The sequence below is a fragment of the Rhodococcus sp. AW25M09 genome, from assembly GCF_000333955.1.
Lineage (GTDB): Bacteria > Actinomycetota > Actinomycetes > Mycobacteriales > Mycobacteriaceae > Rhodococcoides.
In genome coordinates this window covers 58,664-71,187 of sequence record NZ_CAPS01000009.1, presented here as the reverse complement: position 1 = coordinate 71,187, position 12,524 = coordinate 58,664, and the positions used below count along the sequence as shown (strand labels likewise).

Annotated in this window: 12 protein-coding genes; 6 read left to right on the top strand and 6 right to left on the bottom strand. The window is 56.7% G+C overall.

Annotation, left to right across the window (positions count from 1 at the left end; all coding sequences use genetic code 11):
- Positions 1–19 precede the first annotated feature (19 nt).
- Both RHODMAR_RS29365 and RHODMAR_RS29535 read right to left on the bottom strand, forming a co-directional pair.
- On the bottom strand, positions 20–145 hold the full coding sequence (locus RHODMAR_RS29365) for a hypothetical protein (RefSeq protein ID WP_269744586.1): 126 nt from the start codon (positions 143–145) through the stop codon (positions 20–22).
- A gap of 119 nt (positions 146–264) precedes the next feature.
- Positions 265–708, bottom strand: coding sequence for a lasso peptide biosynthesis B2 protein (locus RHODMAR_RS29535; protein WP_442970014.1), 444 nt, complete (start codon positions 706–708; stop codon positions 265–267).
- Between the two features lie 264 nt (positions 709–972).
- Between RHODMAR_RS29535 and RHODMAR_RS28075 the strand changes: the two genes are divergently transcribed.
- The 4 genes from RHODMAR_RS28075 (at position 973) to RHODMAR_RS01410 (ending at position 5,281) form a co-directional block, all read left to right on the top strand.
- Positions 973–1,791, top strand: coding sequence for a hypothetical protein (locus RHODMAR_RS28075; protein WP_157225941.1), 819 nt, complete (start codon positions 973–975; stop codon positions 1,789–1,791).
- Between the two features lie 220 nt (positions 1,792–2,011).
- Complete coding sequence (locus RHODMAR_RS27355) at positions 2,012–2,836, top strand: WecB/TagA/CpsF family glycosyltransferase (RefSeq protein WP_008710488.1); 825 nt, start codon at positions 2,012–2,014, stop codon at positions 2,834–2,836.
- Positions 2,833–3,981: a glycosyltransferase family 4 protein gene (locus RHODMAR_RS27350; RefSeq protein WP_008710487.1), complete on the top strand. Its 1,149-nt coding sequence runs from the start codon at positions 2,833–2,835 to the stop codon at positions 3,979–3,981. The genes RHODMAR_RS27355 and RHODMAR_RS27350 overlap by 4 nt, the downstream gene beginning before the upstream one ends.
- Positions 3,982–4,084: 103 nt before the next feature.
- Positions 4,085–5,281: a hypothetical protein gene (locus tag RHODMAR_RS01410; RefSeq protein WP_008710484.1), complete on the top strand. Its 1,197-nt coding sequence runs from the start codon at positions 4,085–4,087 to the stop codon at positions 5,279–5,281.
- On the opposite strand, the gene RHODMAR_RS01405 is transcribed toward RHODMAR_RS01410, so the two are convergent.
- From RHODMAR_RS01405 to RHODMAR_RS29530, 3 genes are read right to left on the bottom strand one after another with little or no spacing between them, the layout of a single operon-like run.
- The gene (locus tag RHODMAR_RS01405; protein WP_198289376.1) at positions 5,278–6,483 is read right to left on the bottom strand and encodes a glycosyltransferase family 4 protein; all 1,206 of its coding nucleotides are present in this window, start codon (positions 6,481–6,483) and stop codon (positions 5,278–5,280) included. The genes RHODMAR_RS01410 and RHODMAR_RS01405 overlap by 4 nt on opposite strands.
- Positions 6,470–7,330 (bottom strand): glycosyltransferase family 2 protein, encoded by an 861-nt coding sequence (locus RHODMAR_RS27345; RefSeq protein ID WP_008710480.1) that lies wholly within the window; start codon positions 7,328–7,330, stop codon positions 6,470–6,472. The genes RHODMAR_RS01405 and RHODMAR_RS27345 overlap by 14 nt, the downstream gene beginning before the upstream one ends.
- Positions 7,330–7,689, bottom strand: a complete 360-nt coding sequence (locus tag RHODMAR_RS29530) for a DapH/DapD/GlmU-related protein (protein ID WP_198289375.1) — start codon at positions 7,687–7,689, stop codon at positions 7,330–7,332. Before RHODMAR_RS29530 ends, RHODMAR_RS27345 begins: the two co-directional genes overlap by 1 nt.
- 824 nt (positions 7,690–8,513) lie before the next feature.
- Between RHODMAR_RS29530 and RHODMAR_RS01395 the strand changes: the two genes are divergently transcribed.
- Both RHODMAR_RS01395 and RHODMAR_RS01390 read left to right on the top strand, forming a co-directional pair.
- A complete protein-coding gene (locus RHODMAR_RS01395; protein WP_008710478.1) occupies positions 8,514–9,560 on the top strand; it encodes a hypothetical protein in 1,047 nt (348 codons plus the stop codon).
- A gap of 193 nt (positions 9,561–9,753) precedes the next feature.
- Complete coding sequence (locus tag RHODMAR_RS01390) at positions 9,754–11,130, top strand: O-antigen ligase family protein (RefSeq protein WP_008710476.1); 1,377 nt, start codon at positions 9,754–9,756, stop codon at positions 11,128–11,130.
- 170 nt (positions 11,131–11,300) lie between these two features.
- Here RHODMAR_RS01390 and RHODMAR_RS01385 read toward each other — a convergent pair whose 3' ends face one another.
- Complete coding sequence (locus RHODMAR_RS01385) at positions 11,301–12,044, bottom strand: SGNH/GDSL hydrolase family protein (protein WP_157225940.1); 744 nt, start codon at positions 12,042–12,044, stop codon at positions 11,301–11,303.
- Positions 12,045–12,524 lie beyond the last annotated feature (480 nt).

Here is a 12,524-nt window from a genome sequence, read left to right as displayed (position 1 = left end):
TCGCCCAACCACCGAGTTGTCACGATCCCGCGACCGGCAGGCCGGTCCTGTTGTCGGCTTTGAAAGAGAAGCTGGACGCCATTGTCAGTTCTTCAATGGTGCCAAGGTCTTCGATCGATGGTGCGGTGTACTGCTGCTTGTCCATGTGAACCCTTTCGTTCGAGATGTGTGCAACGATGACCCAGAATTCGATGTGACCCTCCGCGTGAAGGCTAGCACCTGAATCCCACGTTGTCCCTGGCTCTGAGCTGCACGAATCGGCGGTCAGCGAGCACGGCGGGGGTCTACTGCCGGCTGGTATTGGTTGGCGTCCGAATCCAGGCTGCCTCCAGCTAGCTCGAGCCATGAGTGCGCGGCAAAGCTTTTGTCATTCAAACGACGTACACCAATGCGAAGTATTGGGGTGCTATCTCGGATCTCGACTGCGAGCACCACACACCGGCGTAGGCAGCGGTCTCCCAGACCGATTCGCCGAGAAACTCGCTCTACTCGCCGCTGACTGCGTACAACGTGGGGATCTGATTGGTCGTAAAGATCTGTGGAGGCACAGGTCGAGACGTCGAATGACACATCGAGAAGCCGGCATACGCGTTCGAGGCTAGTGACACGGAGGGCCAACTCGACGAAAATGACCAGAGCGGCCAATCGAACCGCGGTGATGATCTGCTCGACGGCTCGGCCGGTCGATGAGGAAGCTCTGGAGTGCATGGGGTTCCTTCTAGGGGGTGGCTGATACATTATGGCCAGTTTCAGCGTCCGCGCGGATATGCCGTTGTACGTGGGCTCGGCGGCCGTTGCCGCACTGCTCGGATGGTATTCCATGCCAGCCTGCTTCTTGGTTCTCACGAGACGGAAGAAATGAACCTGTACCGAGCGCACGGATATTCGATCTCGAGTGACCTCGATCTGAACCTCCCTGTCGACACGGATGCTGATCGGAAGGTCGACCTCTCCATCGTCAGAGGTAGACCGATGCCGGTTCCAAGCCCGTCCGGCGATGCTCTCGTGGTGAACGAGCTCGTGGACAACTCTGGGAGAGGTCACCGTGTCGAGATCTCCGGTGGCAAGACGAGGTTGCTGATACCCGCTGTCGGACATTTCGGGAGCAATGACGACGGCACCGTTTTCGTCGCGCACCCCGACTTGGAGGCGCAACATCACGACATCCTGGATGTCATGGCGGCAGGCGCGTTGTTGGCAGTTTGGCTTGGCTTGAAGGGTCACACGGTGCTGCACGCAAGTGCTGCGAAAGTCCGAGGCGACGCCATAGCCGTGGTCGGGCCGTCGGGGTCAGGTAAGTCGACTGTTGCCGCTTTGCTGGCGGAAGCTGGTTATCCGCTGATTTCCGACGATGTGCTTCGTGTCGACCTGGGGTCCAATCCTCGTGTCTACGTCTCTGCGAGCGAGCTTCGCTTGCGGGAAAATTCGGCTGCCCTGTCGGACGGGGGCTCGGTGTCGTCGTACCGGGGAACCTCGGACGGACGCACAGCCGTTTCCGTAGCGGCAGCAGCGGAGGATGCCCTTCCCCTTCGCGCCTGCGTGTTTCCGATGCCGAGACGGGACATCGATAGCGTCGTAGCAGTCAAGTTGGCCGCTCCCGACGCCCTCAAGCAACTGCTGGCCGCTCCACGAATGCTGGGTTGGATCGACCACGGCTGGCTGCTGCGCAACTTTGGAGAGATGTCTCAGCTGGCGAGGATTGTCGAATGTTGGCAGGTGCAGATTCCTTGGGGTCCGCCGTTCGACGACGGTTTGGGCCGCAGAATTATCGGCGCAATCTCGGGTTCGTGAACCCCGTCGATCGAGTGCTGACCTCCGCGGTGCTACGCGGCCATCACCTCGGCAAGCGAGATTACAGTATCCAACCGTAGACTCAGTTTCGTTAGCAATAGATGACTGCCGTCCTGCGCAGCAGCAACCAACCGCCACGGAGCGGCGGATCGTGCAGTTCACAAGTCAGTACTGATTGTCACGAACTCGGGTACCGAGGACGGATTAATGGAGATGAGTGATGACCGGAAGTAATGGGGCGGGCGAAGGGCATGCACTTCATCGCCGCTCCGCACTCGTTGCGGGTATACCGTTCCAAGTCACAACGTTGAGCGATGCCGTAGAAGACGTGCTTTCTGCGATTGCCGATCCGGCATCCGACGGCATAACACTGCGGTTTGCGAACGCATACTCAGTTGCAGAGGCGACACGTGATCGGAGTTATAAGAATCTGTTGCGCTCCTCCGGAATCAACTTCCCTGACGGGACACCGGTCAGCTGGTACATGCGCAGAGCACTCAAAGTGGGCCGTACTGGTCGGCATGTCACTTGCAGGCCAGTCCGAGGCCCCTCATTCTTCGAGATGCTACTCGACAAAGGCAGGCGGCATGATCTACGTCACTTCCTGCTCGGAGCCTCTGAAGAGACTTTGGCACTACTGACGGCTTCTATTCAAGACAAATACCCTGGGGCCGTGATCGTAGGGAGCTATTCCCCACCATTTGGACCCCTAGATGAAACCTTCTACGAAAGATCCGTGGAGGCAATTTCCCCGTGCAGCCCGAATTTCGTCTGGGTTGCCCTTGGTGCACCGAAGCAAGACTTCGCAAGCGCAGAACTATCACGCCGGTTGCAGGTCTCGACAGCGGGTGTCGGTGCGGCGTTCGACTTCTTAGCGGGTACGGCATCTGAAGCCCCTGAATGGATTCGGAACTCTGGGTTGGAGTGGGTGTTCCGCTTAGCAACCGAGCCGCGACGGCTGTGGAAGCGCTATCTATTTGGAAATCCGCGATTTGTCGTGAATGCAGAGCGGGCGCTGTGGAAAATGAAGCGAGCGAAAGCATGAAAATTGCCGTAGTGCATAGTTTCTACAGCCGGCAAAGCCCCAGTGGTGAAAATACAGTGGTTTCAGACCAGGTTATTCAGTTGCGAGCGGCCGGTCACGAGGTCTTACTTATCTCAAAGGAGACTGACAGCGAATCAAATCGCCGCCTTTACGGCCTTCGCGCGGCGCTAACAACCGCCAACATCGCCGGTTCAGACCCTGCGAGTCAATTAACCTCGTTTGATCCCGATGTAGTGCACGTTCATAACTTATTCCCAAACTGGCGATCGAACTGGTTGTCTTTCTGGGGACGGAAGACTGTGCAGACGCTGCACAACTACCGTGCAGTCTGTGCTTCCGCAACCCTGTTCAGAGATGGTAGACCCTGCACTGAGTGCCTGGACCGGAACAGCATTCGAGCAGTTGTCCATAAATGCTATCGCGGATCGATGGTGGCGACATTGCCACTGGCAATCGCAAGTTTCGGTGACGTCGCCAGACGTCCGACTCTGGCGCACCCGCACACTCTGATAACTCTAAATTCTGCTGCCGAAGACCTCTACAGAACGTATCTCCCTGAATCCAGGATCGTCACGGTACCGAATTTTGCTAATGCGAGGGCTCAGCCTAGTTCGAGAAGACGAAATCGTTTTATCTACGTGGGCAGGCTAACGGACGAAAAAGGAATTGTGCAACTCCTGCGGTCATGGCCGGTCGGCCTTGCGCTCGACATTGTCGGGAGTGGGCCTCTTGACTCCACTGTCAACGAGATGGTCGCATCGTCCTCTCTCGATATTAGGACGTTGGGCAGGACGGACTCAACCAAGACCCTCGACTTGATCGCCGCATCGGATGGGCTGGTGATACCCAGCTTGTGGAGTGAGGGTATACCTACTGTCGCTTTGGAGGCTCTTGCTGTTGGGACGCCGCTCATAGTCTCCGACAAGCTTGCCTCGGTGAAGGCGCTTACGGCGAATGGTTCCGGGGCCGTTTACAGTCCATTTGCAGATAGCTCCCTGTCGACGGCACTGAATTCAGTCCTGCGGCAGGGAGCGGAGATGCGAATGAAGGCAAGGTCCAACTACATTCAGAAGTTCGGCATAGATGTTTGGCAACGATCGATTAACAGAATATATGAGCGAGTAGTGGCTGATAATGCTGTATAGATCAGGGACACTGGCGTGGTAGAAATCGGTGCCTAGAATGAATCGGCATAGAAAGAAAAATGACACAAATAGGTTGTCAGTACGACTGGCGAACCCACGGAATTTGATCATTGCATCGCAGGGGGTCTACTCGCTCAACAATCTGGCGTTCACCCTCCTGGTTGCGCATTTCGGTGGTATCGCCGATGTAGGGCAGTCTGCGATTTACGCCTCTGTTACAGCCGTGTGTCTGGGGCTTAGCAGGGCATTGTTTATCGAACCGATGCTTTTGAGTAAGCAAACACAAATTCAGACGGACTATCTGATACTAGTCACTTTGTTTGCCTTCACGCTATGCACCGCTAGTCTTTTGGTTTCTGTATCACTTGACGTGAACGTGCGAACCGCACTAGTTCTAGCCGGCGGTTTTATCGTCATTCAGGATTATGTGCGACAGGTTAATTTCGCGAAGGCGAAGCCTGCGCGAACTTTGGCCATGGATCTGTATTGGCTCCTCTCGCTAGTTGCATATGGTCTCAACGGCTTGCTGGCCGATGGTGCGTCCGTATTCCGAGCGTGGTCAGCGGCGTCGTTGTCGAGTCTGTTAATCGGGATTCTGCTCGCGGGATTTGTTCGCCCAACATCAGGCGGAGTTGGCAGGGTCAAGAATTCTAGTTCTGGCCTTGTCGCTTACTCGGTTTTGGAGGCGCTGACCTTTCAGCTTATCTTCAACTTTGGCATCGTTATGGCTTTCAGTGTGTTCTCCATCGAGGCTGCGGGATATTACAGACTGAGTTCGTCTGTTTTGGCGCCTGTCGGTCTCGTCATGGTCGCCTTAGCTACTGCAAACTTCGTATCAATTTCCCGTGGAGTTTCGCATATCAGTACGCTGGTTCGTATGTCGTTGACCGCAGGTGCAGTGACTCTCGCAGTTGCATCCTGTTGCATCTTTGCGCTTTCATTGTTGCAATTTTCCGGTGTTAACTTAATTGCCGGGGTTTCGCTAGTCTATACGTCAATCTTAGCAATACAATACCCGTTCTATTCTGCGAGTGGTCCCTGGTCGGCTTACCTCAAATCAAGCAAAGCCCGTTGGGATATAGTGGCCGCCCGAATAGCGGGAATTCCGACCCTAGTTGCTGTCGGAGGAATGGCGTTTATTTTCCATGAGATGGTGCTGCTCTACATAGCAATTGCGTTGAGCGCCGGCGTGCAATTTTCAGTCGACGTGTTCCTCTCCAAGAGAAGATTCAAACTGGATCGCGTTGCCGAGACGGTCTCATTCGATCTGGCTCCTGGCTCTGAAGCGGTTCGAGGTTAGTCGATGACTGTCCTCAGCATCTGCGACCATCGTGTGACCCCAGTTGCTAAAGTCCGTTGGTCCTCAAAATATAGGCGGGAGTTCCGGCCCATTTGGTCGGTGAGGCTTGGTTGGCGGTAGAGCGAAAATATGGTGTTTGCGATCTTCTCTGCTTCGTCGGTCGGTATACAGTAGCCGCACTGCGCCTCGTCAACATCCAACGCAACTTGGCACCCTGCGGAACCCAGGAAGAGAATTGGCCTCGCAGCGGCCATCGCTCCGTATGCCTTCGAGGGTACGCACGAGCCCAATGCCTGCTCGCTCAAACACACTACGTGAATATCTGCGCTACTTAGGTAGAGGCTCAATTCGTGGAACGGAACTCCTGATGTGAACTCGATATTCTCGAGGCCAGCTTGCCTAGCAAGTTTCTGTGCTGAGTCGTAGGATTTGCCATGGCCGCTGACAATGAAGCGGATCTGTTTTTCGTTCTTCAGAATTTCCGCGGCCCTCACTAGGCCGTCTAGCGGATGTGCTACTCCAGCGTTACCGCTATACATGACGATAAAGTCGCTACTCCGGTAGTACGCAGCCTTTGCTTCTGGTTTCGGGATTGGAAGAGTGCTGCTCGCGTTGTGCCAGATAGGCAGTACAACGGATTCTGAAATTCCATTTCTCCGCAACTCCACCTGCATGCACTCTCCCAGCACGACCACCTTGTCGGCAGACTTTATGGTTGCCGTCTCAAACTTTAGTCGTGCGTCACGTAGTCGACTAGATGGGCTATTTTCTTGGTTGCGTGACTGGAGTCGGTACAGGTCCATGATCCACGCAACATGTTTGATTCTGCCACGAGAGACAAGCTTCGCGAGTTTTCCCGTAAAGGCAAGTCCTGATGGTGTATCCAGCGTAATGACGCAGTCGATCGTTGATGCGGTGCGAATCAGATGCAAGGTGAACCCCGCCAGGTACAGCAGTTGCCCCTTCAGTCGGTTGACCTTGCGGAACGACTCTGCGATTGTCCCGGGTACCGGTTGGGACCTCTCTTGGTAAGGATCGTATTGTTTGTATACAACTGTCTGCACTCCAGCTTCCGACAACCCCTTCGCGAGGTCGTTAATTGCGTTGGCTACCGCATCTCGGTTATTCGATGCATAACTATATCCAATCAGTACCCGCATTGCTTCTCCGTACTTGATGATTCTTAAGCTACCTAGATCCATTACCGAACTTTTCAGCCATGAAGCGTGAAAGATAAGATCGATCGGCTCCATCAGGCAATGCAGATATTTCAGCTTTCAGGCCAACGATGTAATTAGTCTGGTCGAGTGGTTCATTCGCTTTTTCCTGTGAATCTACACCCAGCACGGCTTTGAGGCAGTTTCGGTACGCTAACTTTACCGCTGGGTCCATGCGCGCTTTAGCGAGCCATGCGGTGTTCGCCGTAACTTGACTCGCGTGGTGGCGATAAGCGAGTATCGGCGTTGCGCCTCGGTGTATGGGGACCCGCGCTGTGGCGAGGCGCAACCAAAGGTCGTAGTCTTCGGCTGGACCGGGACGATACCCGCCGGCCTTTACCAGTTCGTCGCGTCTTGCGAACATCGTCGAATGAGCCACGGGATTGGAAATCAGGAGCGCCAAGGGCATCGCCCGTATGCTGATTCCGACAGGTCTCGACGGTCTAGGAATTGAGAATCCTACCCCGAAATGTATTACGTTGCCGAATTCGACTTTTGCGCCTGAAGAGTCCATCTGCCGCTCTTGCAGCCAAAATCGGTGCGGAAGGGTGATGTCGTCCGCGTCCATTCTCGCGATGATTTCGCTGTCTGTATTCTCAATTAGTGTGTTCAATGCGTTGGCGACACCACTTCCGCCAGTGTTTGATCCCGAGATTGTTCGGAGTCGCCTGTCATAGAACGATTCCAGCACATCGGCGGTCGAATCGGTACTTCCATCGTCGAAAACCACCAGCTCACTATCCCTAGGCATTGCCAGTAGGGTCGACCTGATTGCAGTGACGAGGGTCGAGCCTGCGTTTCTTGCCGGTAGCAGCACACTAACCCTGGGCATTATGAAGTCCTGGTAGTTTCTTCTCGGTTTGTTCGAATTATGCGTGCCGGATTCCCAGCAGCGACACAGTTCGCCGGTACGTTCTTCACAACTACCGATCCAGCACCAATAACTGAGTTGGTGCCTACCGAGATTTGTCCAATGATTGAAGCGTTCGCTCCGATTTGAACTCTGTCTCCGATAGTGGGTACGCCGCCACCGGGATTGGCTTGTCCAATAGTTACTCCATTTCTCAGTGTCACATTATCCCCAATGATGCAATGATCGTGAACAACAAGTCCGTATCCGTGAAAGATGGTCAGACCTCCACCGATACGCGTTTTGGGTCGTATTTCTAACCCTAGAATGAATTCGGTCATGAATCTGTATGCTAGTTGCGCTGGTATCGAGACTTTTCGATACGATGGTCCATTCCCCATCAAGAGTTTAGTGAATCGGAGAGTCGTCATGACGAAAATTGCCTTCGGATCCCGCCGGTTTGCTCGAATGTCAGCACGCCATTGATTATAGATAGCGGAGGTCGAGTCAGAAGATTTAGGATGTTCGGCGGTTTGGGTTACGATTTCCATGTCCAGTCTCGATCCTTTACGTTGATAGTCCATCTCACGTTGTAGACAGTCGAGCCTTCGAGATGGTTCCGCTCTATCGCCAGCGAAGATGCTACATTGGTCGGCTCAATTTAGCGCGTTGAAGGTCCGATTGGGTCGGCGGGGCGATCTGCCAAGTCTGAGTAGTAGCCCATGACGCGACGGCAGGGACCGTCAGTGTCGGGTCGCGGGCAGTTGATGACATGAGCATATGACTTTTACTCGAGGGTGACGGTCGGACGACACGAGGACGTATGCCGTTTGAATGACGAAAGTTGTCCAATTGCCTGCGTGCGTCGGTCGGCGCGGCACGACTCCGCTCATGTCGATCGTAGTGCTCCCTATCAGTCAATGCTCAACATGTTCGGCGAAGCCTTCGGCGCGATCGACGCTGTCAATGGGGGACGAACGACTGGTCGGTGCTCCCGATCCGACCGAGCCTCGACATCGGCCGCGCAGCGGCGTTCACCTTTTTCCGTTGACTCGTCGGGTGACTCCAACGGTGCACTGCACAACGGCGACGGCACCACGATCCCCTACGAACGATTCTCGATCCTGCTCGCGAAGGCCATTGGCGCGGCCTACGCGACTTCCACGTGATCGACAAGACGTGGAATCCGAACATCGAGGATCACTGCAAATTGATCACCCTGCAAGCGAAGTCCGCAGGAAGCCGCTACGCGGACCTCACCGGCGGTTCGCTGCGCTGGAAGCCCGCGATCCCCGCCGAAGGACTGTTCACCTTCGGCAATATTGACCTCCGCATTCTGTGCGAGCCCTCTCCTCGTGGGCTCCGGGCAGCGGCGACCGAGCACTCGCCATTCGCTACCTCGTCGACACCAACGGCATCCTTGTGCAGGATCCGTTGTCCATGTGGCTACTCCAAAGCCAACGGCAAGATGTCACTGTCGATGTCCGCGAACGGGTCCAGCTACAACGAAAACAATTACTACCCCAGTGTCTTGTTGACTGGTGTCAGCGGCACCGCTATGTGGTTGCGCACCACCATTGAACTTGTACACGGCTTGGAAGGAAACATTACCGTCAAGACGTGGATATCACCCGCCGACGACGGAATCGTTTGGACGCAGGTCGGCCCGATACTGTCCTGTGGCCGCGCACGGTCGGCGTTGCACCACCACCACGGCAACGCACTTTTCGAGGCAGGCGGCGAAGGCCGGCAGTCCGCAGGTTCCCCACCCAACGGGTGCGTCAACGAGACGCAGATCCGCGACGGAGTGAACGGGCCGTGCATCACTCCGTACCTGCCCGCGCTGTGGCAACGCTATGTCGACTACTCGACCAGTTACGGCGGCGCACCGACCCTGCTGCTGATGAACAACTTTCGCTCCAGTTCCACGATGGCCTACCACGCGAACGCGGCCCGGTTAAAGAAAGAGACACCCGACTACGGGCAACCCGTGTCGTTCTCCTATACCGGCCACAACGAAGGTTCGATTGCGGGTCAGGTGGAATGGCTCAACCGGTACAAGGCGTGGACCGAGGCTGTGCAACATCGACTCCTGACATCGACCGCCGCAGCGGTCGGGCAGAATCCGCGCACCGCACCTCGCCGAACAACTGACGATGGGTCGCTGCATATTCAGCGGATCGCGCAACTGTCCGGTGCCACGTCGTGCTAGAGCCGGGGATACCTTGACCTATGCAAATCGTTCTTCGCCGATCCACGGGGTATTTAGACTCCAATCCTGCCGGACGGCCTTAGGCCTAACGAAGTCGGCTGCGAAGCAGTCCGCTCGGCGGCATCGAAGTTCACAGGCGTTGTGTAGATAACACATCGCGTGACCACCGCTTCGGCCCGATAGAGTCCCACGCATGTCATTGGCAAACCCTCCGGTCCGGTCTAACCGGCGCGGGTCCTTCGACCTCGCGCCCGTCAGGGCACCGTACATCGTCGCCTGCACTCTCGCGGTCGCACTGATGCTGGCCGGGACCAAGTGGGGTTCCTACGCGGGTGCAAGCGGTCTGTATCTGACTGACGTGCTGCTTGCGTGTGGCACCGTCCATCACATCCTGACGACCACCGCCTCGCAGCAACCCGCCCTGCGCGGATTCACGCGCCCTACACCAGGAGCGCTGTATTGGTTCCTGTTCGGCTATGTCGTGCTCCGTCTGGTGGTCAGCGTCGGCAATTTCGGTGCCGAATGGGTGCGGGACGCAGCGCCCTACGTCTATATCGGCATCGGCATCGTCGGGGCGTCCTCACTCGCGAGATCCACCGAGGCAACTCGGGCACTCACGATGAAGGTCGTATGGGGAGCGCTGATCTTCCACCTCACCTGGACGGCCGTGGCGGCAGGCCTTGGTGTCGACACCTCGGGATTCCCGCGTTTCCCCGGTGCGGAAGTGCCGATCGGCACAGTTCGCCCAGACATCGACTGCGCAGTCATTGGTGTCACGACAGCACTGTTGATCCGGAACGTGCTGTTCCGGCGAATGGTAAAAAGCTCGCTATTCGGTTTGGCGGTGTGTGTCCTGGCTGTATCGGGGCTCGATACGCGTGGCGGATACTTGGCCATCGCTGCGTCGGTGATCCTGGGTCTGGCGGCGACCTACGCCGTGCTCCGTGAGTCCAAGACGATGATGCGTCCTGCGCTCGGCATGGTCGCTGGGGCGCTCGTTCTCGGTGCGGTCATCTTCCTGCCCTCCACCGTAGTGGGGCAGCGACTGATCGCTACGGTCGATTCATCCAGCGCGTCTTCTGTCGAAGCCAAGAGCGCGGTGGGTACCGCCGCCGCCCGCAACGAGGCGTGGAACAAGGTGCTGTACTGGACTGCTGAAACGTCGACACGGCAGACGATCGGCGCTGGACCGGGACCGAACTTCATCGTCGAATCCGGCTCCGCCGCAGTTCTCCAAGGAACGCAGTACGCCAACGTGCGAAGTCCGCACAACTGGTTCGTCGGCCTTTACGCACGGTTTGGAATTGTCGGCTTCGTTCTTGTCACCGCGGTCCTGCTCGCGACTGCCTTTCGAATAGCGACCAACATCAGGCGAATCGGTAATAACGAATTGCTGTTCACCTGCGCGGTACTCGCGGTCTCCATCCTGCCCATCGCCGCTGTCGGTGTGGTTCTGGAATCACCGTTCGGTGCCGTCCCGTTCTGGTGGTCAGTTGGCATCTTGCTGTCAATGGGAGCAGGGACAGCTGTGGGAACCGGCAAGCTCGCGAAGGTGATCAGCCGTGCATGACGATAATCTAGACTGCGGCTACGAAGCGTAGTATCCGATACGCCAAGCGTTGATCTCGGTGCACAGCAGATGGCCTACGCTCGGCGGCGAGGTCGAGGCAGTGATCCCGTACTTCCTCGTGACCTCGCTGACCTCATTTTCTCCAGATGGTGCTTCCAGTTGTGTAGCCACTAGACGATCGGGACACCGATCCAGCCGAGTGCAGTGATCAGGCGCGATGCCATGTACACGTGACCTTCGGTGTTCAGCTGCGTCCCGTCGGCTGCTGAATAGCCCTCACTGTTCTGTTCTGTCAGCCAGCGTTGTGCGATCGGGTTAATGAACGCAGCTCCAGTGGACAATGCTGCCTGACCCATAGGTGTTGCCACCCGGTCGAGAAGGTTCCCGCCCGGTTGGGGCTGTGACGGTCCAAGGATGATCACCTGGACGTCGGGCCACGCTGCGCGAGCTGCGTCGATCGTCTGGCGCACCTTGTCGTACACCTCGGTCGACTCTGCTCGGTAGTCACTTTGTCCGCCTTGCAAGAGCAGAATGTTCGGAGCGAATCCGCCCGCCTCGGCACGGCGGTTGATGCGGCTGAGGTAGTCGTTGCCACCGTTACCGTCTGGTCCTCCGCCCCAGGTAAACCCGCTGTCGCCGATTCCATCGACCTGACTCGGCCATCCGAGCTGTTTCGTAACGGTGTACGCGTACCCGTTGCTCAGTGGATCGGCCGCGTAGCCCTCGGTATACGAATCACCCAGGATCAAGAGACGCGGGTCAGCAGGCATTTCAAAGGTACCGGCTGCTGCTGGTGGTTCAGGCGTAGGAGCCTGGAACGTTGACTCGTACTCCCCGTCTGCGGTGGTTGCGCGTTGTTTGTCGTAGAAGACACCTGCTCCGACCAGGACGAGCACCAGGGCGGCGACTGTCAAGCCGATAATAGTTCGCCTCTTGGAGTTGGCATTTGAGTCACGTCGGCGCAGTGTCGGCATGGGGGACATCATGCCGTACCACCCGTGCGAGCGCAGATTCGATCCTACGACCGAATGGCTCTCCCGGACGGGCGCATAACGCGAGAATTGATCTACTGAGATCGATCAGCGCTACCGGCCTAAGTCGGCGAAGTGCTCGATGTTGGGGTTTGCGGCATCATTCTTTTGAATGACAGGTACTCCACGTTTCTTGCCTGCACTGAAAGTGACTGAGCCCTAGATCTTGTCCAGATCGAGTTCTAGAAGCGTTGTTTACCTCCCATCGCTTCGCGGGGACGAGCCGTTCTGCGCTTTATGAAATGTCTGAAGGCAGGCTCCACCCGAGTAGAGCATTCACATCGAGTCGACTACTTTGTAGACGGGCGACGTGGGTCGACGTTGCTCGGTGGCGTGTGAGCTGAATCAGCAGAGCCGTCGGGC